Genomic DNA, 23,668 nt, shown 5'->3' on the forward strand with positions numbered 1-23,668 from the left:
ATATGTAAACTATCTACTTTCTTTAGGCAATAGGGTTTCAGAACTCAGGGACAAGTTCTGAAACCCTATTTGTTTACAGTTTTACGTAATTGTACTTATACGCCAAAATTAAAATCGTCATCTGTCAGCGGCTCTACATTCATCGCCCGCACATAGCCGTTTCCTTTTTTAGAAAAGAAATCATGCTGCTTAGTGTGGGTGCTGATGCCGTTGAATACAATGGGATTAACTTCTTCTTCTTCAAACAGTGGATCAAAGCCCAAGTTCATCATGGCCTTATTGGCGTTGTAGCGCAAGAAGACTTTCACATCGTCTACGAGCCCAATAGGGGTGTAAATTTGCTCGGTGTATTGTTCCTCGTTATTGTGCAAGTAGCGCAGCAAGCCTACCAGCGTCTGGTAAAGATCACGTTGTTCTTCCTCGTCCAATTCTGCATAAATCTCCTGTGCCAATACACCTACGTACACACCGTGAATACTTTCGTCCCGCAGGATCAAATCGATAATTTCGCCACTGCATGTCAGCTTGCCCTGGCCCGCCAAATAAAGAGGGTAGAAGAAGCCGCTATAAAATAAATAGCTTTCTAACAGCACCGACGCTGCCATCGCAAGATACAGGTCTTTCGGTGTATGGATATTCATATAATACTGACGAATGGTTTCTGCCTTGGTTTGGAGATGTGGATTTTCTTCCACCCAGCGGAATACACCGTCAATTTCTTCCGTGGAAGCTAGCGTTGTAAAGATGCTACTGTACGACTTGGCATGAATTTGTTCCATCATCGCCATAAAGCTTAGTACGGCTTTGCGTTGTAGGCCGTCCACATGCTCCATAATTTGCGGCATACCGACGCCGCCTTGAATGGTATCCAGAAGCGTTAATCCGCCCAGCACCTTCATGTAGGCTTCTTTTTCGATATCACTGAGGGTTACCCAGGACATTTTATCGTCAGACAATGGGATTTCATCATCCGTCCAAAATTGCATAATGTTCTGGTTCCAGAACATCAGTGTGAAATCATCGTCCGAGCGATTCCAGTTTACAGCTTGTATACCTGTCATTGTTAGCATTCTCCCTTCAGCTTGCGAGATTCCCTGGAAACACACATTGTAATAGTGCAGGCGAATCATCGTATGCTTGACATACGGAAGCTGTATCCGCGAGGGTCTTGTCCAGTCCCGTAAAGGTCTGAACCACACGCTGGATACAGCTTCTAATGCAAAGCATCCATATCTATTCAAAATCTAATTTTTATACTACAGCTTGTTACCATTTATGCTTTAGATGGAGCAGGTGAGGCACTCTTCTACAGACAGCTTTTTGGTACGTGTGTAGTATAACGATTTAAGTCCTTTGTGTGCGGCGTATAGATAGCAACGTGCTAACTGACGCGTAGTTACGTCACTATTCACATGAAGCACGGTCGAAATTCCTTGGTCCACATGCGGCTGGATTTCTGCAATCAGATCCAGCACTTTGAATTGGTCCATTTGATAAGCAGATTTATAGAAGAACACGTTATCCTTTTGCAAATAAGGCATTGGATAGTAGGTCGTCGAATTGGCATAGGTACGGGTTTCAATCTGCTCAACAATCGGCATAACACTGGATGTTGCATTTTGAATGTACGAAATGCTGGCAGTCGGCGCAATTGCCATACGATAGGCGTGGTACAGGCCATTTTTCATCACATCTGCTTTTAATTTGTCCCAGTCCGCTGTAGTCGGAACATAGATGCCCTTGAATAACTCTTGCACACGTGCAGTTGTTGGACGATAATCTGTGTTCAGGTATCGGTCAAAATATACGCCTGTCGCATAATCCGATTCCTCAAATCCATAAAAGCTTTGTCCAGCCGCTTTCGCGATTTCCATACTCTTTTCGATGGAATGATAGTTCATCGTCATGAAGAAGGTACGGACAAAGTCTTTTGCTTCATTGCTTTCATACGCAATTTTGTTCTTGGCAAAGTAGCCGTGCAGATTCATGACACCCAAACCGACGGAATGCATTTCACGATTCGCTTTCGCAACACCTGGTGCATTAGCTACTTGGGTCATATCGCTGACTGAGGTGAGCGCGATCATACCCTCATGAACGGATTCGCGGATTTTGCCATGCTCCATCACATTGACAATGTTCAGAGAAGCCAGATTACAGCTCACGTCCCGGCGGATGGTGTCCTGTTGGCCGTAATCTGTAATTTCGGAAGTTTCCTGCAACTGGAAGATTTCCGTGCATAGGTTTGACATCTTGACTTGACCCACGTCTTTAAGAGCATGTGCCTGGTTCGCGTTGCTTTTGTTCATGATATATGGATAACCAGACTCCAACTGAATCATGGCAATTTTCGTCAGCATGTCACGTGCGCTCATCGCTATTTTTTTCTTCACCCGATCGTCGGCGAGCAGCGTGTCGTACATTTCATCCAAATCCATGTCGTCCAGATGTGTTCCATAGGCTTTGAACACACTGTAAGGAGCAAATACATGCAGCGGTTCGTTATCTTGAGCCAGCTTGTAAAAGCGGTTTGGCACCAGTAATCCAATCGAAAGTGTCTTGAGACGTACTCTTTCGTCAGCATTGATTTTTTTGCTATCCAGGAACTCCAGCACGTCCCATCCGAAAATGTTGTAATAGGCTGCCCCAGAGCCTTTGCGTTGCCCCATTTGATCCGCGTAGGAGAAGCCGTCTTCCATCAGCTTCAGTACAGGCATAATGCCTTTTGCTGCGCCTTCTACGCCTTTAATCGCTTCGCCGCGTGCCCGCAGCTTCGACAGGTTAACGGCAACACCGCCCCCGATTTTGGACAACTGCATGCAGGTGTTCAGCACATAGTTGATCGAGTTCAGGGAGTCGTCCATTTCGAGCAGGAAGCAGGATACCAATTCCCCACGGCGGCTTTTGCCTGCATTCAGGAACGTTGGTGTCGCTGGCTGGAGACGTTGCTCCATCATCGAGCGAGACAACAGGCGTGCCGTATCGGCGTTACCGCGTCCTAAATGCAGCGCGACAGCAGCAACCCGGTCAGGGTAATGTTCCAGATAGACTTTACGGTCATTACTCTTCATTGCATAATCGGTATAAAACTTGGATGCTGCCATATAGGAAGGGAATTTAAAATTGTAGCTATGAGTGATATGGAAAATATCATTAATTTCATCAGCCGTGTAGCTGTTATAGAAATTTTCGTAATAATCATTCTCAATCATATACAGCACTTGAGCGGCTGTGTCAGCAAACTTCAAACTCCGTTCCTGAACTTCCTTCATAAACTCTGCTACAGCCTCTTGGTCTTTTTCCAATTGGAAAAAGCCGTCTGTATCGCGTTTCATCAACATGTTGTTCAATTCAATATGCCGCAACTCGGCTCACCTCCTGTTTAAAACGCTCTACATCTCCGAACGTTCCAGATAATTCAAATTTACTAATCACGGGGACATTATAATGATCGGCAATCAAATCCGCACTTTTGGCAAATTTCTCACCCCAGTTACGGTTGCCGCTTGCAGCTACACCAACAAGGTTTTGAGCATTCTTTTTCAAAAAGGAAGATACCCTCTCAGGAATCTGCCCAAACCCGGTTGTATATGTAATAAGTACGTAAGGTTCTTCTATAGTCATTTGCTCCTCGATCTGAACCGCTGGAAGCTTGAGCTTGTTTATAAATCTTTTTACATTGCCGGTCTTGGAATCATATGCAATCAGCATGGTATGTAACCTCCTTAAACAATTAACGAAAAAAGAAAACGCATTGCCCGAGATCCATCATAGAGGGAATCCCTTGCTGGCTGCGCCATTTAAGATTTTTGACTCTATATTTACATGTATTTTCATACCTGTATCTTCAAGATATCGGGCATAAATACGTTTTTTACACTATATTTAGAGTACATTCTCTATTTTATATCTATATATAGTTTTGTCAATCGGTCTAGAGGGGATCAGAGGACCCAGATCGGGTAGAAGTCCAAGCGGGGTGCGGAAAAGAGCGAAAGAACTTTTTTTTCGTAAGTATGTTAAAAAAGTATTGGAGTTTTTGAGGGGGAAGATGTACGATTTGTCAATGGGCAATAGAATGGAAAATTTACATTTGGACTCATTGCTTTTGTAATGATTATGGGAATTGTCAAAACGATCGGAGCGGGCCTGTCCAATCAAGCAGCCGAACGGGTACAACGTTCATGTAAGGTTGTGGATAAACGGACGAGAGTGCGCGGGGGATCAGGCGATTTTTCAGCTTCGACATATTATTATATCACCTTTGAGTTTGACGGGGGTGAGCGTATGGAGCTGGAGGTGAAGGATACGGACTTTGGTATGATTGTGATCGGTGATCGTGGGGAGCTTCATTATAAAGGTACACGTTTCTTGGAGTTTGTAAGAGTAATGGAAGCGTAAAGGTTGACCGGAAAACTAGAGTACTACCCGAACAAAATACATACTGAGAGGAAAATGACGATGCCGCACATCATTGGAAAACGAGTTGTATTGTGAGAATACCGTCAAGAAGATATACCGGATATCCGAAAATGGGTCAATGACCCGGAAATCACACGTGGTTTAAGCGACGTGTTTATCTATCCGCATTCACAGGTGAATAGTGAATCTTTTGTACAGATGATGATTGACGGCAACCCCGAGATCAAAGGTTTTGTCATTGCGCATAAAGACACCCTGGACTATATCGGACAATTGGACTTATTTAAAATCAACTGGGTGAATCGGCACGCCACCCTTGGAATTGTGATCGGGCGTGACGGTGATCTGGGCAAAGGTTATGGACGGGAAGCGATCCGGCTGTTACAAAAATTTGCATTTCATACGCTAAATCTGCATCGACTGGAGCTGGAGGTCTATGCGTTCAATGAACGTGCACACCGTTGCTATTTGGCCTGCGGCTTCAAGGAGGAAGGGCGACTACGGGAAAAGCTGTTCAGGCAAGGACAATACTATGACATTATTCAGATGGGGATTTTGCGAAGTGAATATGAGGCTGCAGAGCAAGCGACGGAATCCTGAGAGTGCAACCTCATAAGTTATATTACTCCGTCAGCTTTCTTCAATTTTTTATGAGTGAAATCACGGGGACTACGCTCATCCTTTTTTTATTAGCTAAAGGACTTTCTTTGCAGAGTTCGAACTTCTTACTGGTTGTATTCTTTGTAAGTATTTTTCTGTTTGAGATACCCACAGGGGCTATTGCAGACAAGTATGGAAGAAAAATCTCTGTTATTTTGGGACTTTGTTGTTTTCTAGTCTATAGTGTGTTGTTCGTTTGGACTGATCATATCGGAGCGCTTGTGTTCGCGCAAGTTTTTGGGGGTCTGGCTATATGCTTACAATCAGGTTCGTTAGAATCCTGGGTTGTGGAAAACAGTGATAAGCCCATGGAAGTTCTTTTTACAACCTCTAACAGTATACAGTACATCTCGGGATTTATTTGTGGTCTGTTGGGGGCCTTTCTCGCAACCTTTAACTATTCACTTCCATGGGCGGTCAGTATTTTATCTATTATTGTATGCATTTTTCTATGCTTCTTTTATATGGATGAGGAGAATGTAGCTCATCGAAAGACGTCTAATACTCGCATTAACACGATTATCAGAGAAAGTGTCCGTATCGGTTTTGAAAATAAGTCTATCTGGATTGTGTTTATGATTGGTTTATTTATCAGTTTTTCGAACTCGGCGGGGAATACATTCCAACAGCCACGTCTGGTTGGCCTTTCCGAACAAGGGATTTGGATTATGGGGTTTATCAAGGCAGGGTATTCACTATGTATGACTTTGGGAAGTTACCTGGTTCGAAAGCTAGGCGCACGTTACAGTGATGTACATATACTCATGTATGCTTGCGGCATGATAGGGGTATGGCTCATTTTAGCTGGTGCGTTCAACACATTTTATCCTGTACTGCTTACCTTTTTAATCTATGAAATTGGACGAGGGATGTACCCGGTTGCCAAACAAATTTTTCTGAACAAAAGAATCTCTAATGAGTATCGCTCTACACTACTATCTCTGGATTCTGCGATTTCACAATTAGGCATGTGCATAGGTTTAATCGTGACAGGGATCATCAGTCGTAATTTTACGGATTTGTCTTCCGATCAAACACCTATTCAAATATCTTGGGTGATGTGTGGGGGGATTGCGTTGATTCCAATCATTTTATTGTTTTACGTCCATCGTGTATCAGGGAAAAGTAATTCTTGGAAAGAAAAAGGAACCAAACAGAATATGTAATGTAATAGTTAATGTAGAAGGGCTGAACAGCATTGTCTGTCAGCCCTGTAATATTTCATTAAAAAGACAAACCCTATTTTTCGCCGTACCACAGTTTCAGCCGATTTTGGATTAGGCCAGTGTAGATTTCTTCAGCCTTTGGCACACCCGCCTGATCCAGCTCTTGGAGCATGCGGTCATACACAGCGTCGAACTGATCTGGCTTGGCGAGTACAGCCTCAGGAATGCGTTTGCGTACAATGTCCTGCGACTTTTGATAAATAACATTGTAATTCGTATTGGTCGGAACAGGCATGTTGTAGGCAGCCCCCCACTCTTTTACAGGAAAATCTTTTTCGTTCGGGAACAGGTCTTTCCACGTATGGGCTTTGTATGCCTGAAGGGACTCTTTTTCGGCTTGACTATAATTTTCGGTAATCATCTCCGGATAATTGGTTGTGTAATAGTTGCCCGAAGGGTCCTTCACGCTATCGCCGTAATGAGGCCCCCATATCCAGTACAAACCGATACCTGACTCTCTACTAAAAGAAGCGTTATCGGTGTTTTTACGTTGTTGCACATTCGCCGGAATGACTCGTTTGCCATTCTCTACATTGTAATGCTGGCCTTCAATTCCCCAATTGCGTAAAATTTGTCCTTCGTCGGAAGCCAGAAAATCCAGAAACTTGATAGCTCGCACCGGATTTTCGCATGAGGTTGTAATTCCGATCCCGGATGCGGTATCGAAGCCGATGGGCTGGAGGGAATGGTCCTCGTATTTCTCATTTAAAGTGACTGGAAAATGGGCGTAAGTGAATTCATCCTTACCTGCTGCCTTGAGCGCATTTTCGGCATCTTGATAGTTCCATTCCTGATCAATGAGTCCGATGACACGGCCTGCGGCGATTTTGGACTTGTACTGATCACTTTTTTGCACAAAAGTATCCTTATCCAACAGTCCTTCATTGTACATATGGTTCAACCAACGGAAATATTCACGTTCTTCTGGGCGCTTGTAGTGAAGAATGGCTTTGTGTGTTTTAGGATCAATATAATATTCGCCATCGTCGGGTCCACCTGTAGCAGTAACTGCCGGGTTTGTCACCGTAATTTGAATTTTCCAGTCCTCGGCATCGAGTGATAGGGGGATGGTTCGCTGTCCATTGGTGGTTGGATATTTGGCGACATAATCTTTAAGTGCTTTTTCAAAATCTTGAACGGTGCGGATTTTAGGGTATCCGAGCTTCTTAAGTGCCTGATGCTGGATTTCGAAGCCGGCTTGTGCATCAAACGCGATGTGATCCACACCCAAATTGGTCGGGATCGTGTAGATGGCTGGATCTTCACTACTATATTTAATACGATTAAAATAGTCTCCATACACTTTCTTAATGTTAGGGCCGTATTTGTCAATGAGGTCAGTTAAGTCAATGAGTGCCCCGGCATCGACCAACTTGCCAACGTCTGATTTGGGGTACACGAGATCTGGATACTCTCCGCTCGCTGCCATTAAAGCAAACTTTTCCTCGCCTCGACCATTGACAGCATGTTCGGCATTTAGCGTAACGCCCGTTTTCTTGATAATTTCCTGCCCGACAGCATCCTTCATGTTGTTCCAGTTAGAGCTGGAATCACCGCCAAAGAAAGTAAATGTAATGGGACTGGTGTCATTAGGATCTTCCTTTTCTGCCTTACCGTCTGTTCCATTCGCACAGCCCGTTGTAACGAGCAGCAGCAAAGACAGGAGTAGAATAGAGCTCTGTCGTACCGACCTGTTCATGAACATTTGCAAATCCCCCTTAATAAGTATGATTTACATAATGTAAGTGCTTTCAATAGTAAATTGTAGGAAATAAAGAACCTCACGTCAAGTTATTTATAATTGTTTGTTATGCGGTTTGTTTTTTTAATAAGCAAACATATTTTAATGAAAGGTGTGGATTTGTGCAAATCCATCGTTTGATGATCTAAAACAAAGTATGCTACGATGGTACCAGTTTATAGGCATACCTGTATATTTAGAAGACTAAGATAGAAAAAGATTTCGAATAGGGTTGGGTGAGGAGATGCGTGGAAAAGTAACATTGCAGGAAATTGCGGATGCGGCGGGTGTTTCAAAGTTTGCTGTTTCGCGTGCACTGTCAGGCAAACCCGGTGTAAGTGAAGAGACGAGGGCGCTGCTGGTTAAGCTTGCTGCCCAGATGGGCTATTTTCGCAGTCATCCCAAAATGACTGGGATAGAGCCTCGGGACACAGATGCCAGAGAATGGTCGGGTACCGTGCTAGTGTTATTTCCAAATATTCGGCACCAGAATCGGGAATCCAGGTACTGGGGACCTGTATTTGAAGGGATTTCCGAGCGTCTGAACCGTAAGGGGATGGATATGATCACGTTAACGGAGCCCTCGACTGAAGATATGTTTTCTCTACTGAACCCGGAGGCGATTAAAGGGATTATCACAGTAGGGACGATTTCAACTTCGTTGTTGCTGAACATTTATCGGATGGGTATTCCGGTCGTCATGGTAGATCATTGGGATTCTGCATTTTTAAGTGATACGGTGTTTACAGATAATCGCACATGCATGAGTGAATTAATGAAGGATTTGCTGTGCAGGGGCTATACCCGCTTTCAGTTTGTGGGTCATATTGATGACGCTCACAGTTTCTACGAACGCTGGGAAGCTTGTCGTTCTACACTGGAAATGAGCGGAGTAGAATTGCGACAAAATAAAGCCCTTCTTCACGGAGGAGCGCAGGCGCTTGCTGAGGAAATGGACAAGTTGTCTGAGGACAAACTGCCTGAGGTTTTTGTATGTGCTAATGATGTGACTGCTGCGCAGGTCGTGGATGTGCTGAAAGAAAAGGGAATTGACGTTCCGAGGCGTTGCGGAGTGACCGGGTTTGACGATACGAATGAACAAATGCCGATTTATGCCACGGTGAGAGTGGATAAAGAATTGCTGGGAATGCGTGCAGTGGACCAATTGTTGTGGCGTATAACGAACCCGAACTCGCCTGTCGAGAAAAAGTTGCTACATGCTGAGCTATTCATACGGGAAGTTCATGCACCCCGGATCAGTCGGGAAAATGATGACCGTGAGCGTCCCATCAGCACAATCACATATAGTTAATGTCCAGATACGTGTGTGACACCATACATCGTGAAGACAAAGGAGGTCGCTTTTAGCCTGTTTAGGGGCAGAGGGCGACTTTTATTTTGTATTTTGTCACTTGTTCCAAAAAAAACAATTGACTACTTTGTTAGCTTAATGTTATTTTTGTTATGTTACTGACGAATCCAGATGTTCCCAATCATGCTTATAGGGAGGCTTGTGACGATGGTTAATGTGATAGGGTTGGATGGCTGGAGGTTTAGAGAAGCACAAAGTGATGAGTGGCTCAGCGCGAAAGTGCCGGGTTGTGTGCATACCGATCTTTTACGACATGGCAAAATTCCTGATCCGTTTATGGGTATGAACGAGATGGAGGTACAGTGGATTGATAAGCAGGATTGGATATATGAAGCCCATTTTGAGATAAATGCAGATCAGCTTCAATGTCAATGTGTAGAGTTGGTGTTGGAAGGTCTGGACACATACGCGGATGTAAAAATGAATGGTCAATCTGTCTTGTCAGCCAATAATATGTTTCGGGTATGGAGACAGGATGTGAAGGCATTTGTTCAACAAGGGGAAAATCGGTTAGAAATCAGTTTTCGTTCTCCGATTGCTGAAGATGTACCCAAGCTGGAAAGCTTAGGTTATGGACTCCCTGCACCCAATGATCAGTCCGAAATAGGTGGTTTGTTCGACAAAAAGGTAAGCGTTTTCGCGCGTAAGGCTCCCTACCACTATGGTTGGGATTGGGGACCAAGGCTGGTGACGAGCGGTATCTGGAGAGAGGTCCGAATCGAGTCGTGGTCCGGTCTGGTCGTAAGAGACATGTTTGTTCGACAGGACGAGGTGAATTCGGTAGGGGCTAAACTCACGGCAGTAGTAGAGATCGAAAATGCAGATGAGATTAGAGATACCGAGTTGCGTATTTCCGCTGACGGCAAAGTGTGGTCCAAGCCAGTTCGGCTGCTGAAGGGGAAGCAGACAGTGGAGCTGAAGCTGGAGATGAAGGAGCCGAAGCTGTGGTGGTGCCGTGGACTGGGGGAGCCGCATCTATATACGTTTGTGGCCGAGTTGGTGGAACAAGAACAAGGAGCTGTAATCGCGGAAAAATCAGTAAAAACGGGACTGCGTTCCATCCGTCTTGTACGTGAACGGGATGCAGCAGGAGAGAGCTTTTATTTTGAGCTGAACGGAATACCGGTGTTTGCAAAAGGGGCTAACCATATTCCGAATGACAGCTTTGTCACTGAAGTTACGATGGAACGATATCGGTATGAAATTGCCAGTGCAGCCGCCTCGAATATGAATATGTTGCGGGTGTGGGGTGGCGGTATTTATGAACAAGACGTATTTTATGAGCTTTGTGATGACTACGGTTTGCTCGTGTGGCAAGATTTTATGTTCGCTTGCAGCATGTACCCGGGTGATGATGATTTTATGGACAATGTGGCACAGGAAGCCGAGGACAATATCAAGCGGCTGCGTAATCATCCCTGCATTGCCTTATGGTGCGGCAACAATGAGATCGATTCTGCGTGGGCGCATTATGAAGAGAACGGAGGCTGGGGCTGGAAAAAGGACTACACAACAGAGCAACGGGAACGCCTGTGGGAAGATTATGAAACGCTCTTTCATCGGATTTTACCAGAGGCGGTACACACCTGGTCAGCGCAGACAGCATATTGGCCCTCCTCCCCGCTGATTGACCTGACGAGAGATCGGAACCAGCATGCCCATCGGTCTTCAACTGCAGGTGATGTTCATTATTGGGGTGTATGGCACGCGTCTGAGCCGTTTGAGAATTATCATGTACATGTGGGCCGTTTTATGAGTGAATACGGTTTTCAGTCTTTTCCTGAATACAAGTCCGTTCGTACTTATGTGGAAGAGAAGGATTTGGAACTGGAATCTGCGGTGATGCTGGCACATCAGAAGAACGGTGCGGGCAATCGTCTGATTAAAGAATATATGGAGCGGTACATGCGAGAACCAAAGGATTTTACAAGTTTTCTTCCCATGAGCCAAATTTTACAGGCAGAAGCAATGAAAGCAGCTATAGAGGCGCATCGTCGTCACAAGCCCTATTGCATGGGAACATTATACTGGCAAATGAATGATTGCTGGCCCGTTGCCTCCTGGTCGAGTATGGATTATTTTGGTCGTTGGAAGGCGCTCCAATATACGGCTAAGCGTAGCTTTGCCGATGTGTTGTTGAGTGCAACAGATACAGAACAGGGGAATAAGGCACTACATCTGGTCAACGATACACTAGAGCCGATATCAGGTACGTTGCGGCTGACGCTTTTGCATATCCGAAGCAGCCAGGCTGTTCGTGAAGAGAATGTTAAGGTAAAGCAACCAGCAGGTGGTGCAGGAATTGTACATATACTGCCTATCGACAAATGGCTGAGTGGCCTGAACCGTGCGGAACATATGCTGGTCGCGCGTCTGACACAGAATGGTGAACAGGTGACCTCCAGTGAAATTTATTTTGCAGACACGAAAGAGATGGATTTACCGCAGACAAAAATTGAAGTGACAGAGATTCAGGGAAGCGAGGGTGGCAGATTCATGCTGTGTTCGGATGTACTTGCCAGACACGTGTGGCTATCGGCAGAGCAGGAAGGTATTTTCAGCGACAACCATCTGGATCTGGCTCCCGGTATTCCAAAAACAGTGGAATTTTGGGCCTTGGGCAATGGTTCATCAGCATTTGTGGCAGCTGCACCGGGTACATTGACAGTACATTCATTGGTCAATTGGATACAAGGTTAGACAACAGTAAAAGCTTATCCGTCTTTAAGTAGATGATGGATAGGCTTTTTTTATAATATAAATTTATTATTATGATATGTAGAGCATTTCATAATGTTAATATACATAACAAAAGAGGGCTTGGGAGTTAAGTGAAACAGATCATTTATAAGAAATTTATCTACTCAGCATCTAACTGTTGGAATATTAAAAAGCATACGGTCGGCCGAGAACTTGTAGAGGAAATCCGTCAGTTGGGCTTTAGCAGGGTGGGGCTGAACTATAACATTACCCGGGAAATGCTGACGACGATTGAACCTATGATTGAACGGGGAGAAATCGGCATATCGAGTGTGCATAATACATTTCCACATACACCAGATCCGCATTACGGCACGAATTCCGTTCTGCTCGGTTTTGACGATGAAACCAAGCGACAACGTGTGATAGAGCTGCTGGTGCAATCTGTGGAATATGCGCATCATTATGGAGCAAAAGCGGTAGTTGTGCATCCCGGACGCCGCATGGCGAATGGACGGGGTTAGTGACGGAATTTATAATGCCGTTAGTGATATTATGCTAATTCATGCTGCACGAATATTAAAACTACTGGAGCTACGCCTTTACCTGTGAGTGAAGTCTAAAACACAGTAAACATCTATTTTTCGGGGATGAAATCAATTTCCAAAGAATAGATGTTTTTTGATGTTCATTTATGCAGAGGTGGAGCGCTTCCATTGAGCTTGAAGCCATTGTGGTGTACACTGTCCAGAACAGGTGTAAATTGGAACGTCAGGAAGGCAGGATGGTTACAAGGAGGGAAAGACACGTATGTATGCCCGTTTAAGATCGTTAAATTATCCAGTAAAACTTTATGTTTTTTTAACACTGGCCTTATGCTCCGTAATCAGTACATTGTGGATCATTAACGTGCGACTGCCCTCAGGGGGCCGCCCTTATCTTTTTATTTGGTGGAATATGATGCTGGCCTGGATTCCTATGCTGTTGACGCTGCTGCTTGATGTAATGTATAGCTCGTGGAGGCGAGGAACGAGGACTTTTTTACTCTGGGTCACGGGGGCGGCATGGCTTTTCTTTTATCCCAATACACCCTATTTGATCACAGACTTACTGCATGTATTCGCCAGATATCCATTTCTCGGGGAGCAACGTTTCTGGGGAAATCCGTACTTTTGGAATCATGTACTGGGGATGCTGCTGGTAGCCGTACTTGGCCTGACAATGGGTTTTGTATCACTCGAATCCGTACGACAGTTGGTACAACGTGCACGTGGTGGGCTTGTTAGTTGGCTGTTTATGATGGCGGTACTCTTGTTGAGCAGTCTGGGTATTTATATTGGCCGTTTCTTTCGAGGGAACACATGGGATATTGTTTCTGCGCCTTCTCAACTGTATGCACAGGTATCTTCCATATGGGCAGACTCCTTGCAACGTACTCATTTTGTGGAGTTTAGCGGGATGGTATTCGTTATTTTGCTCGTCAGCTATGTATCCACGATGTGCGTAGTCTGGATGGGGGACAGCCGCCGCGACGAATGGCGTCGTTGGTGATTTTGTTGTAACTGAGTGGCTGAATATCATCATAAATATAAAAACAAAGGAGGAATACCTACAATGAACGGACAGAATAGATCTGATATCCGCGCTGGTCTTCAGGTAGATATTGTACTTAAAAAGGATCAGCCTACCGGTAAGCTGACACGAGGAACGGTGAAAGATATTTTGACCAACTCTCCGCGTCATCCGCATGGAATCAAAGTGCGTTTGACAGACGGACAGGTAGGCCGTGTCAAGCATATCGTAACGAACGAAGGATAGAGCGTTTGGGTTGAGGAGGAATGACGTATGAACCAGACAACAGCAAGGTCCAACAATGATCGCTACCCGCTTGTTTTACTTGTATTGCTAGCGCTTGCTCTCATTTGGTCCTTGATTCGTCCAGCGGATCATTTTACATGGGTATTGGAAGTTCTCCCGGCGGTTTTGGGAGCTGTACTGCTGGCGGCTCTGTACCGTAGATTTCGGTTTACCAATCTGGTATATACTCTAATCTGGCTGCACGCATTGATCCTGATTGTGGGCGGACATTATACCTATGCCGAAATGCCACTGTTCAACTGGATTCGGGACACGTTCGGACTGGAGCGCAATTATTATGATCGACTTGGGCACTTTGTACAAGGTTTTGTACCTGCACTCATTGTCAGGGAAGTGCTGTTGCGTAAAACCGCCTTGGGAAGCGGGAGCTGGCTCACTTTCCTCACGGTTAGTGTGTGTCTTGCGATCAGCGCTGTGTATGAGCTGATTGAGTTTGCTGTAGCCAAGGTAACCGGAACGGCAGCAGAAGCCTTTTTGGGCACACAGGGGGATGTATGGGACACCCAATGGGATATGCTTCTTGCGTTCATCGGCGCTTTGACCGCAGTGATTTTGCTCAGTGGGGTACATAACAAGCTGCTGAAACAATTAAGGTATTAGCAAAGGCTCTTCTTCTTTTATCCTCAGAGCTACATTCGCGTCATGGGACGGCTGTCGAGGTGTAGGGTTGCTGCGTCCATGTAGCTGTCCAGTAGCCGTTCAAAAATACGGTCCCATGTCTGCTCCAGACTGTAGGCTCTACCATCTTTGGATATAGCATCGCGAAGTGAGGCATCCTCGTACAACAGATGTACAGCTTTGGCAAAGGCAGCGGCGTCTCCAGCAGGACATAATAGCCCTGTTTTTCCGTGGATTAGATTATCTTTTACCCCGCCTTCATTGGCACCGACCACAGGTGTGCCGCTCGCCATAGCCTCCAGTACTACGTTGCCGAAGGTTTCCGTGGTGGAAGGGAAGAGAAATACGTCGGCTGCGGCGTAGAGTTCAGCTAATTCCGGCCCTTTCACAAAACCAAGCCAGTGGAGTGCATGCTCCGGCACCCCTATATCCGCTGCAGTTTTGACCTTATACAATGGACCATCTCCTGCAATGACCAGCACAGAGGCTGCGCGGACGTCGTCAGGTAACTGGAGGTAGGAATCCAGTAACGTGTCTATCCCCTTTTCCGGTGCAAGCCTGCCCACATACAAAATAACAAATGCATCTGCATGAACGTCCCATTTCTTCCATACTGCATTACGGTCCACCTTGGGTTGAAATCGGTCGGTATCAATGCCTCTGCTCCAGATTTCGAGCTGCCCCATTCCTTTATTGCGCAACAATTCCATGGTTGATTGAGAGGGGACATATAACCTTTCGCAATGTCTGTGAAACCAGAGCATGTATTTCCATAACGCAGGTTCAAGCCAGCGAAGCTTGTAATATTCGAGGTATTTATCAAAGTGGGTGTGATATGAGGCAACGAGTGGAATATGGTGTTTGGCTGCGTAGCTTGTTCCATACAGGCCAAGGTTAAACGGAGTAGCGACATGAATCAAATGCGGGGAAAAGGCTGACAGACGCTCGTTGATCTGTTTGGCGTTGGGGATCGCAAGTCTGCATTCCCGGTACAACAAAAAGGGAATACTTCGAAATCGCTCTACACCCGGCCCAGAGGGCAGATGATGGTCTGCCTCCGGTGCGAAGACGAGCGTAGATACTCCATGTGTCTCCAGATAGCCAATCCATCGTTCCAGGGTTAGAGCAGCGCCATTCACGTCAGGCGTATACGTGTCCGTAAATAATGCAACTCGAAGCATGCCTTCATTCCTCCTCCGCCATTCTCATTTATCCTATGACGTTCCAGGGGAGTCCGCTTGGAGGCTCCGGCTTTTATTGTGTCATGATTTTGTTTACGGGCTTGCCGGGTTTTGTAAAAGCTGGCCCGCGGACGCGCGCTTTTCTCGGAACATTCTGTAATAGACGAGGGAGGACAAAATATAGAAAACACCTGTCATGCTAAATGTGATGGCATAGCCCCAGTAGTTGCCATAAGTTGTAACCAGATAGGCTTGTACAGGTCCCATACCTGCGGTGCCTAGCATCCAGGTCGTCTGGAGAATGGAGTTGGCAATGCCACGATTTTTATCCGACACACGTTCGACAAGAATGGCGGTTTGCAGCGGATTGGCTGCATTCATTAACGCTTGCCTGAATAGAAAGCTGATCGAAGCGATCCATAGCACGTTCGTAAAGCCTGTAATGAGAAGGAATGGTAGCGAAAGCAGTTGGAAACCAACTACAGCTCTGACCAGTCCAATTCGGCTACCGAGGGTAGGTCCGATCAACATGGAGAGGATGGTCATGAGCTGGCCGAGTGCAATCAGTAAACTCATCGCGCTGAGCGATACGGAGAAGCGGTTCGTAAAATACAAATTAAGATACGGGATGACCAGACCTGAACCTAACCCCAGAAAAAACTGGGCCAGAACAAATTGTCCAATAACCCGGCGATCAGAAGAAACAGCAGGCGTCTCCGAGGCAGGTATATCGGATGTACTGTGCGGCGTATGTACTTGTTCTGTTTGAATTGAAGGTTCGGCAGAAGCTGGTGCTTCTACGATTGCCGCAGTTTTTGTGATGAACAATAGAGGAATAAAAGCGGTCAATGTTGCCATTCCTCCAAGGAACAGAGCAACCCGCAGACTGGATAGCGGTGTGATTCCCCATGTCTGTAGCCCATCTGCGAGTACGCCACCCCCGAAGCTGCCTAGGACTTGGGCTGCCAGTACAAGAGCTGAGTAATAGCTGAATATTTTTAAGCGTTGGGTTTTGCTTATGCTTTCCGCTAAAAAAGGCACGGCCAGTACCTGAATAAAGGCGGCGAATACACCCGAGATTACGGCAAATACCAACATGCTTCCGCTGGTATATGTAAAGGTACGGGCGAGAAAGGCCAGGCCGCTGAATAACGCGCCGATAACCAGCATATTTTTGCGGCTTGTCCGATCCCCCAAAAATCCGACCGGAATGAACAGCAACGCCGTCGCTAACGCCTGCATGCTGACCACTTGGCCGTTCATATCATCGTCAAAGCCAAGCTTTTGGATATATAGGTTGTACAGCACAGAAAACATTCCTGTACCCATCTGGTACAGCAGATTGGCCATAAAAAACAATCGGATATTACGCGGCCACTTTCGGGGCTCTTCTAATATTTTGCTAATCCATGACACGATGAGTTCCTCCTGTGACGTTGTTGCAAATAAGTTAATTCTGTTGATATGTATTCTATCAGGAACTGTACATTTCATAAATATTCCTGATCTTCGCTTGTTTTGGGTAATAATAAAGCATGGACTTTACATTGAATTTTCATTATAGTAATTCGGTATGAATAAATTTGAAAGGTAAGCAGGAGGGATGGCTTTGGCTTTTGGAGCACGGGTGTTGAAAACGGGAATTGCAGTGACGCTCGCCCTTTTTCTGAGCACGCTTTTGAACACCCATTCGCCTGTGGGGGCAGCGATAGCCGCTATTTTTGCCATGCAACCGTCGATATATAGGTCGTGGCGTTATTTTCTGGATCAACTCCAAACAAGCACACTAGGTGCAATCATGGCGTTGCTGGGCGGAATGGTATTTTCGAATGAGCCGATCGCAGTCGGACTCGTATGTGTATTGGTACTTATGATATGTCTGAAAATAAATATGGCTGATACGGTTGGATTGACACTCGTGACCGTTGTTTCTGTAATGGAAGCCTCAGGGGACTGGAAATTTGCGGTGACCCGCTTTGCGCTCACTTTGATTGGGATTGTGTCTGCTTTTGTCATCAATGTTAGCGTTTTTCCCCCGAAACCGAAAAGGCAGTTTATTAATCAGATTCAAAATGTCTTTAACAGCATGTCCTTGCTGCTGCGTACTGCCATTTCCGATGAGATTAAGGAGTCTGTCTTTAAAGAGGAAAAAGGAAATCTGGAGGGAGCCATTAAATCGCTGTCGGATAAATATCATTTGTTCGAGGAAGAGCAGAAGAAGCTCAAGCGCTCCAAGTTTAGTCAAACGAGACAAATGGTAGTATACAAACAAATGCTCGGAAGTTTACACAAAGGATATGAGGTACTGGATGCGGTGGAAAGGCACTACTTCCAGTCTTTACGGCCAAAGGGAACGGATGCTTTTTTTGACAGTCATCTGGAGCTGTTGATTCGTTTTCACGAGCATGCTCTGCTGAAATTCGAAAATAAGCTAAAACCGAACGAGGACGAAAGTGAACTGTTCCAGCAGGCGAACGGCGAATTTATGAAGCATGCGATTACACGTTTTGACCATTGTCAGGAAGGAATGCTGCGGCTTTCTATTGTGGCTGCGGCCATGTACGACTACGGTCATCAGTTGGAGAGGTTGAGCAGATTGGCCGATCATATTCATCCTGTGGAAGAGAGCAGATAGGCGAATTTCCTAAAAGAAAAGCGACCGCATTCATCAATCAGATGAACGGTCGCTTTTTTATGTAATGAATTCAAGTATGTCAGAACAGGTTAATAGAAGGTTGCCAGAACACACAAAAAAAGCCCGCTGGTTGCGAACAGGGACTGAACTTGCTACAATAGAGAATGCTCTGTTTTATGGTAAAACCATATGCATAAATTGTGAGTTACACTTCTTTTTACATTATAGCATGCTTCAAAGGATTAGTCAATTTTCCCGGATCAGGGGGATGCCGCGGGTATGTCCGGGTCCATAATAGAGCATAGTTTGTACGCAAGGGAGCCCTGCGTGGAGCAGGAGGAAACGGAACAGGAGCGATGCCAGTGACTACTGAACAGCAATGGAATGAAGAACAACGAAGAGTAGAAGATGTGACCGCAGTAATTAGCGGGCGAATTCGGAAGCTAGAGACAGAGGTTGGTTCTGTGCGCGGAGATGTCGTCGATATGCGTAAAGACTTCTGGGATGAGGTAACGATCAATTTCAGTGAGGCGGATGATGTGGGCGAGACGTCCACCAGTTTGCGTCAGCAGTCTGAGATTTTGTCTGAGCGGGAACGAAGACACAAGCATTCCACAGAGGCGTTAGGTCGTTTGAAAAAGTTGCTTGATTCACCGTATTTTGCACGCATTGATTTTGCTGAGGAAGGGCAGACTGCGGAACGTATTTATCTGGGGATTGCCTCCCTGCTTGATAATCAAGATGAGGAATTTCTGATCTATGACTGGCGCGCGCCTATTTCCAATCTTTATTACGATAACATGCCGGGTCCCGCTTCTTATAAAACTCCGGCAGGGGAGATGGATGGAGAGCTCACGCTTAAGCGTCAATTCTCGATCCGTGATGGACAGATTCGTTTTATGTTCGATACAGGGGTGACGATTGGAGACGAACTTCTTCAAGCAGTATTGAGCCGCAGCTCGGATGCCCAAATGAAAAGTATTGTCGCTACCATCCAAAGGGAGCAGAATCGCATCATCCGTGATGATCGAAGCCGGATGCTCATTGTTCAGGGGGCGGCAGGAAGTGGCAAAACCTCTGCTGCGCTTCAGAGAGTAGCGTATTTGCTGTATAAGTACCGGGATCGCTTACGAGCGGATCAGGTCGTGTTATTTTCGCCTAACCCGATGTTCAACAGTTATGTATCGACAGTATTGCCTGAATTGGGTGAGGAAAATATGCTTCAGGCTACGTTTCAGGAATATTTGGAGCGGCGTTTGGGCCGGGAGTTTCAGTTAGAAGATCCCTTTGAACAGCTGGAATATGTGCTTTCAGCGTCGTTACAGCCTGGGTATGAAGCCAGGATGGAAGGTATCCGTTTTAAATCGTCTAAGACGTTCTTACATGTGATTACAGGCTACAAGGCGTATTTGGAGCAGGAGGGCATGCGTTTTAAACCCATCCGCTTTCAGGGACGTGAGGTGGTTTCAGTAGAGCAGATGGCACGCAAGTTTTATGAATTCGACTCTACGGTGCGACTGGCGAATCGATTGGAACTGCTGCGGGATTGGATGCTTAAAGAGCTGGCCCGCTTTGGTAAGGAGGAATGCTCCGCTCCATGGGTGGATCAACAGATGGATCTGATGGAGCCGGAGGATTATCAGCGTGCCTATAACCGTATGCGCCGTAAATCCAAGAATAAGGGCGATACTTTCGACGATTTTGCACGTGAAAGAGAAATATTGGCGCGTATGGTGGTCAGTGACCGCTTAAAGCCTCTGCGCAAATGGATTAAGGCGCTTCGCTTCGTAGATACGACCCGGCTCTACAGCGAGCTGTTTATGAACGAGACGCTGTTGAGCCAACTGGCGAATCATGCAGAGCTGCCCGTCAGCTGGGGTGAAATTAGTCGGCAAACCCTGCAACGAATTCAGGCTGGGGAGTTAGCGTATGAGGATGTAACCCCCTTTTTATATTTGCGTGAGCTGATGCTGGGCTTCCGTTCCAATAGCAACATCCGTCACGTGTTTATTGATGAGGCACAGGACTATTCCCCATTCCAACTGGCGTTCTTCAAGCGTTTATTTCCACAGGCTAAAATGACGGCACTGGGTGATTTTAATCAGGCCATCTATGCCCATGCCTCGGTGCTTCAGGATGCAGAGCCATTGTATGACTTGTATGGGGCAGATCAGACCGAGATGATTTCCCTGACACGCAGCTATCGCTCGACACAGGAGATTGTGGAATTTACCCGGGGGATGGTCGCTGGGGGAGAGCACATTGTACCGTTTAACCGTAAGGGTGAGAAGCCTCTTGTAACCGAGGTGCGTTCACGTGAAAAGTTGCATCAACGGATAGCTGGGAATGTCACTGAATTGTTGGCAGAAGGCTATGAGTCCATCGCGGTGATCTGTAAAAATGCTGACGAAAGCGCGGCAGCCTACGAAGCGCTGGAAGGACAGCTGTCAGTGAAGCCAAAATTAATTAAGAAAACAACCCCCGCTTTTGAAAAGGGGATTCATATCATTCCAGCCTACCTGGCAAAAGGCGTGGAATTCGATGCGGTCCTGATTTATGATGGATCAGCGAAACAATACCAGCGTGAGAGTGAGCGCAAGTTGTTCTACACCGCCTGTACGCGAGCTATGCATTTGCTGCATATTTATAGCATAGGGGAGATTACGCCATTCGTGAGTTTACGGGATTCGGATACGTATACCCGCAAAGTGGAAGAAAGTGATCGTGTTCTGTAGAGAGGATATTGGCAATCAGCTGGGGACAAATGCCACAGGAACCTTTGCGATGTTTGAATAGATATAGAGTTGGCTGGCATTATGGAGCGTATTCCAGTAACATAAGCAAATAAGCAAAACAGGTAAGAAGCATAAACGGAGGTTACAAACGTAATGGACATGAAGAGAGTATTTCAACGCCCGCCGCTGGCGGAGTGTGTACCCGAGTTAGTAGCTACAGCTAGAGGGGAGCGCAAGGCATCACTGGTGATCCGCGGAGGAACACTGGTCAATGTGGTATCGGGCGAGTTGCTGCCGGGCATGTCTATTGCTGTGCAAGGTTCTCGTATCGCTTACGTCGGTAGGAACGTCAGTCATACGATTGGAGAAGACACCATAATCATTGAAGCGGAAGGCCGCTATATGGCACCGGGGTTACTGGACGGACATTGTCACATCGAAAGCACGCAGCTTACGGTAACTGAGTTTGCTAAGGCTGTACTGCCGCTGGGAGTGACGGGTGGTTTTTTTGACCCACATGAAATTTCCAATGTACTGGGTCTAAAAGGGCTTCGTCTGATGCTGGACGAAGCACGTACGACACCGCTGGCAGCTTACATGCAGGTGGCTTCTTGCGTGCCGTCCACAGGTCCGGAGCTGGAAACGACGGGTGCCTCCTTCGGCCCGGCGGAAGTCGCAGAAGCGTTAAGCTGGGGCCCGGATATGATCGGGCTGGGCGAAGTCATGAATTTTCCTGGTGTCGTCTATGGAGACGATGTGATGATCGGGGAAATTCAGGCCACGCTGCGCGCGGGCAAGGTGGCGGATGGCCATTTTACATGGGCCTCCGATGATTGGCGGCTGCCGGTCTATGCAGCCGCGGGAATTACGGGCGACCACGAATGTGTCACGCCCGAGGATGTAGCCGAGCGTATCCGGCTCGGCATGTATGCCAAGATGCGACAAGGCTCCGCATGGCATGATGTGGCCGAGACGATCCGAGCCAGCACAGAAATGGGTCTCGACACGCGCCGCATGATGCTGGTAACGGATGACCGCAGCGCAGAATCCTTGCTCCATGAAGGGCAGATGGACTTCGTCGTGCGTCATGCCATTGCACAGGGCGTCAAGCCCGTAACCGCGTTTCAGATGGCCACGCTGAATACGGCCGAGCGCTTCGGCGTGGCACGGGACATCGGCTCGATCATTCCGGGTGCGATTGCCGACATTATTTTGCTTGATGGCCGATTGGCCGAAGTGAATGTGACGGCTACCATCGCAGCGGGCCAGCTGGTGGCCGAGCACGGTCAAATGGTCGCCGATTGGGACGGCTTCGTTTATCCTGCGGAAGTAATGGACACGGTCCATCTGGGACGAGAGCTGAGTGCTGCAGATTTTCGTATCGCGGCTCCAGTACAGGAGGGGAACGTACCCGTACGAGTGATTCGTGTTACGGAAAATCACGTGGACACGAAGGAAGTGCGGATGACCGTTCCGGTTCGTAATGGAGAAGTCACGGCAGATCCTGCACAAGATTTGTGCAAAATAGCCGTTTTCGAGCGCCATCATGCCAGTGGCAGTCACGCGGTTGCACTTGTGACCGGTGTCGGCTTCACCGAGCCGGCTGCGATTGCCATGACCGTCGCGCATGATAGCCACAACCTGCTCGTCATTGGTAATGATGACGAGCTCATGACCCAGGCGGCGAAGCAGGCTGTTACCCTGCGTGGTGGCGTGGTGGTCGTATCCGCCTCGGGTGAGACGCGCTTCCCGCTGCCTATTGCCGGGCTGATGTCCCCAGCTCCGTTTGCAGAGGTGGCTACGCAGTCCGAAAGTATCAGCCGGGCGCTTCAGCAAGCCGGCTGCATGCTGAACAACGCGCTGATGACACTGTCACTGCTCGCACTGGTCGTTATCCCTGAAATCCGTCTGTCGGATCAGGGACTTGTCGTGATCGGAGCGGATGGCATCCGCAAGGTATCTCTTTTCGTGGAAGAGGATGCTACGGAAGTCTGATAGAATACGTCGCTGGGGGTTGTCCTGCAGGTCTGCCCAGACCTGAGGGACAACCCCTGTTTTTCATATACGAAGCCAAAAAAGATATCTTCGATTCCTTTATAAAAGTTCATCCACCTTTACGATAGAGGCGATGGAAGATTCGGTTGTTATTGAAATTCCATATCACGTTTTGAAGGAGTTTATGGATACAAGCCATATGTGGGAAAGATTCGTACGTAAGAGCGTGAAGAGACTGTACATTCGCAAAGAGGAACGGGAACGCGAATGTTGTTTCTTTCTGCTAGGGAACGTTATGATGCCTTTCTTCTTAAGTATCCCGGATTGGACAAACGAGTTGCACAATTCAAAAATATAGCGAACATGTTCAGGTTCGTTTTTTTGATGCAGAAGAACTGCCTGGAAAGGACTACACCGATTTCGTCGTATGCGAAACGGAGGATATGAAGCAATATCACTATATGTGGAAAGAAATTCGCGATTCGACGATAACAAGAAAGAATCG

General features: G+C 46.8%; 16 protein-coding genes and 4 pseudogenes. 14 read left to right on the top strand and 6 right to left on the bottom strand.

Going from position 1 to position 23,668, the window contains the following annotated elements; translation table 11 throughout:
• Positions 1-95: 95 nt before the first annotated feature.
• The 3 genes from nrdF to nrdI form a co-directional block, all read right to left on the bottom strand.
• On the bottom strand, positions 96-1,061 hold the full coding sequence (nrdF, locus tag NSQ68_RS09470; RefSeq protein ID WP_029516760.1) for a class 1b ribonucleoside-diphosphate reductase subunit beta: 966 nt from the start codon (positions 1,059-1,061) through the stop codon (positions 96-98).
• A 219-nt stretch (positions 1,062-1,280) separates the two neighbouring features.
• Positions 1,281-3,365, bottom strand: a complete 2,085-nt coding sequence (gene nrdE, locus NSQ68_RS09475; RefSeq protein ID WP_342428681.1) for a class 1b ribonucleoside-diphosphate reductase subunit alpha — start codon at positions 3,363-3,365, stop codon at positions 1,281-1,283.
• Entirely contained in the window at positions 3,352-3,711 is a 360-nt protein-coding gene (nrdI, locus tag NSQ68_RS09480; RefSeq protein ID WP_016819181.1) for a class Ib ribonucleoside-diphosphate reductase assembly flavoprotein NrdI, read from the bottom strand. The genes nrdE and nrdI overlap by 14 nt, the downstream gene beginning before the upstream one ends.
• Positions 3,712-4,113: 402 nt before the next feature.
• Here nrdI and NSQ68_RS09485 point away from each other — a divergent pair, with 402 nt between their 5' ends.
• The 3 genes and pseudogenes from NSQ68_RS09485 to NSQ68_RS09495 all read left to right on the top strand — a co-directional run bounded on the left by NSQ68_RS09485 (position 4,114) and on the right by NSQ68_RS09495 (position 6,248).
• The gene (locus NSQ68_RS09485) at positions 4,114-4,401 is read left to right on the top strand and encodes a DUF2500 domain-containing protein (protein WP_342428682.1); all 288 of its coding nucleotides are present in this window, start codon (positions 4,114-4,116) and stop codon (positions 4,399-4,401) included.
• 60 nt (positions 4,402-4,461) lie between these two features.
• Positions 4,462-5,022, top strand: a pseudogene (locus NSQ68_RS09490) (GNAT family protein).
• A gap of 2 nt (positions 5,023-5,024) precedes the next feature.
• A complete protein-coding gene (locus tag NSQ68_RS09495) occupies positions 5,025-6,248 on the top strand; it encodes an MFS transporter (RefSeq protein ID WP_342428683.1) in 1,224 nt (407 codons plus the stop codon).
• 73 nt (positions 6,249-6,321) lie between these two features.
• Here the strand turns inward: NSQ68_RS09495 and NSQ68_RS09500 are convergent, their stop codons facing one another.
• Positions 6,322-8,013 carry an ABC transporter substrate-binding protein gene (locus tag NSQ68_RS09500; protein WP_342428684.1) on the bottom strand — a complete coding sequence of 564 codons (1,692 nt, stop codon included), beginning with the start codon at positions 8,011-8,013 and terminating at the stop codon, positions 6,322-6,324.
• A 280-nt stretch (positions 8,014-8,293) separates the two neighbouring features.
• On the opposite strand from NSQ68_RS09500, the gene NSQ68_RS09505 reads away from it, so the two are divergent.
• From NSQ68_RS09505 to NSQ68_RS09530, 6 genes and pseudogenes are all read left to right on the top strand, one after another.
• The gene (locus tag NSQ68_RS09505; RefSeq protein WP_039270191.1) at positions 8,294-9,361 is read left to right on the top strand and encodes a LacI family DNA-binding transcriptional regulator; all 1,068 of its coding nucleotides are present in this window, start codon (positions 8,294-8,296) and stop codon (positions 9,359-9,361) included.
• Positions 9,362-9,568: 207 nt separating this feature from the next.
• Entirely contained in the window at positions 9,569-12,121 is a 2,553-nt protein-coding gene (locus NSQ68_RS09510) for a glycoside hydrolase family 2 protein (RefSeq protein ID WP_342428685.1), read from the top strand.
• Positions 12,122-12,261: 140 nt separating this feature from the next.
• Positions 12,262-12,618 (top strand): annotated as a pseudogene (locus NSQ68_RS09515) (sugar phosphate isomerase/epimerase); the annotation flags it as partial.
• 313 nt (positions 12,619-12,931) lie between these two features.
• Positions 12,932-13,672 (top strand): DUF1361 domain-containing protein, encoded by a 741-nt coding sequence (locus NSQ68_RS09520; protein ID WP_342428686.1) that lies wholly within the window; start codon positions 12,932-12,934, stop codon positions 13,670-13,672.
• Between the two features lie 63 nt (positions 13,673-13,735).
• Positions 13,736-13,939 carry a YwbE family protein gene (locus NSQ68_RS09525; protein WP_025721733.1) on the top strand — a complete coding sequence of 68 codons (204 nt, stop codon included), beginning with the start codon at positions 13,736-13,738 and terminating at the stop codon, positions 13,937-13,939.
• A gap of 27 nt (positions 13,940-13,966) precedes the next feature.
• Entirely contained in the window at positions 13,967-14,599 is a 633-nt protein-coding gene (locus tag NSQ68_RS09530; protein ID WP_307349655.1) for a DUF2238 domain-containing protein, read from the top strand.
• 29 nt (positions 14,600-14,628) lie between these two features.
• On the opposite strand, the gene NSQ68_RS09535 is transcribed toward NSQ68_RS09530, so the two are convergent.
• Together NSQ68_RS09535 and NSQ68_RS09540 are read right to left on the bottom strand one after the other, a co-directional pair.
• Positions 14,629-15,798 carry a glycosyltransferase family 1 protein gene (locus NSQ68_RS09535; RefSeq protein ID WP_342428687.1) on the bottom strand — a complete coding sequence of 390 codons (1,170 nt, stop codon included), beginning with the start codon at positions 15,796-15,798 and terminating at the stop codon, positions 14,629-14,631.
• 93 nt (positions 15,799-15,891) lie between these two features.
• Entirely contained in the window at positions 15,892-17,214 is a 1,323-nt protein-coding gene (locus NSQ68_RS09540) for an MFS transporter (protein WP_342428688.1), read from the bottom strand.
• Between the two features lie 187 nt (positions 17,215-17,401).
• Here NSQ68_RS09540 and NSQ68_RS09545 point away from each other — a divergent pair, with 187 nt between their 5' ends.
• The 5 genes and pseudogenes from NSQ68_RS09545 to NSQ68_RS09565 all read left to right on the top strand — a co-directional run.
• Positions 17,402-18,433, top strand: coding sequence for an aromatic acid exporter family protein (locus NSQ68_RS09545; RefSeq protein ID WP_175405266.1), 1,032 nt, complete (start codon positions 17,402-17,404; stop codon positions 18,431-18,433).
• 356 nt (positions 18,434-18,789) lie between these two features.
• Positions 18,790-21,168: an RNA polymerase recycling motor HelD gene (gene helD / locus NSQ68_RS09550; protein WP_342428689.1), complete on the top strand. Its 2,379-nt coding sequence runs from the start codon at positions 18,790-18,792 to the stop codon at positions 21,166-21,168.
• 153 nt (positions 21,169-21,321) lie between these two features.
• The gene (locus NSQ68_RS09555; protein WP_342428690.1) at positions 21,322-23,163 is read left to right on the top strand and encodes an adenine deaminase C-terminal domain-containing protein; all 1,842 of its coding nucleotides are present in this window, start codon (positions 21,322-21,324) and stop codon (positions 23,161-23,163) included.
• A gap of 112 nt (positions 23,164-23,275) precedes the next feature.
• Positions 23,276-23,511, top strand: a pseudogene (locus NSQ68_RS09560) (Crp/Fnr family transcriptional regulator); the annotation flags it as partial.
• A pseudogene (locus NSQ68_RS09565) lies at positions 23,508-23,648 on the top strand (Darcynin 2); the annotation flags it as partial. The pseudogenes NSQ68_RS09560 and NSQ68_RS09565, both read left to right, overlap by 4 nt.
• Between the last annotated feature and the right edge of the window lie 20 nt (positions 23,649-23,668).

Source organism: Paenibacillus sp. FSL L8-0158 (assembly GCF_038592965.1).
Lineage (GTDB): Bacteria > Bacillota > Bacilli > Paenibacillales > Paenibacillaceae > Paenibacillus > Paenibacillus polymyxa_D.

What these genes read in the sequence shown, in the direction of transcription:
- NSQ68_RS09545 (WP_175405266.1), top strand. Translation starts at nt 17,402, where the DNA reads ATGGCTTTGGCTTTTGGAGCACGGGTGTTGAAAACGGGAATTGCAGTG.
- NSQ68_RS09510 (WP_342428685.1), top strand. Translation starts at nt 9,569, where the DNA reads ATGGTTAATGTGATAGGGTTGGATGGCTGGAGGTTTAGAGAAGCACAA.
- NSQ68_RS09555 (WP_342428690.1), top strand. Translation starts at nt 21,322, where the DNA reads ATGGACATGAAGAGAGTATTTCAACGCCCGCCGCTGGCGGAGTGTGTA.
- NSQ68_RS09505 (WP_039270191.1), top strand. Translation starts at nt 8,294, where the DNA reads ATGCGTGGAAAAGTAACATTGCAGGAAATTGCGGATGCGGCGGGTGTT.
- NSQ68_RS09525 (WP_025721733.1), top strand. Translation starts at nt 13,736, where the DNA reads ATGAACGGACAGAATAGATCTGATATCCGCGCTGGTCTTCAGGTAGAT.
- NSQ68_RS09485 (WP_342428682.1), top strand. Translation starts at nt 4,114, where the DNA reads ATGATTATGGGAATTGTCAAAACGATCGGAGCGGGCCTGTCCAATCAA.
- NSQ68_RS09535 (WP_342428687.1), bottom strand. Translation starts at nt 15,798, where the DNA reads ATGCTTCGAGTTGCATTATTTACGGACACGTATACGCCTGACGTGAAT.
- NSQ68_RS09520 (WP_342428686.1), top strand. Translation starts at nt 12,932, where the DNA reads ATGTATGCCCGTTTAAGATCGTTAAATTATCCAGTAAAACTTTATGTT.
- nrdF (WP_029516760.1), bottom strand. Translation starts at nt 1,061, where the DNA reads ATGACAGGTATACAAGCTGTAAACTGGAATCGCTCGGACGATGATTTC.
- helD (WP_342428689.1), top strand. Translation starts at nt 18,790, where the DNA reads ATGCCAGTGACTACTGAACAGCAATGGAATGAAGAACAACGAAGAGTA.
- NSQ68_RS09500 (WP_342428684.1), bottom strand. Translation starts at nt 8,013, where the DNA reads ATGTTCATGAACAGGTCGGTACGACAGAGCTCTATTCTACTCCTGTCT.
- NSQ68_RS09530 (WP_307349655.1), top strand. Translation starts at nt 13,967, where the DNA reads ATGAACCAGACAACAGCAAGGTCCAACAATGATCGCTACCCGCTTGTT.
- nrdI (WP_016819181.1), bottom strand. Translation starts at nt 3,711, where the DNA reads ATGCTGATTGCATATGATTCCAAGACCGGCAATGTAAAAAGATTTATA.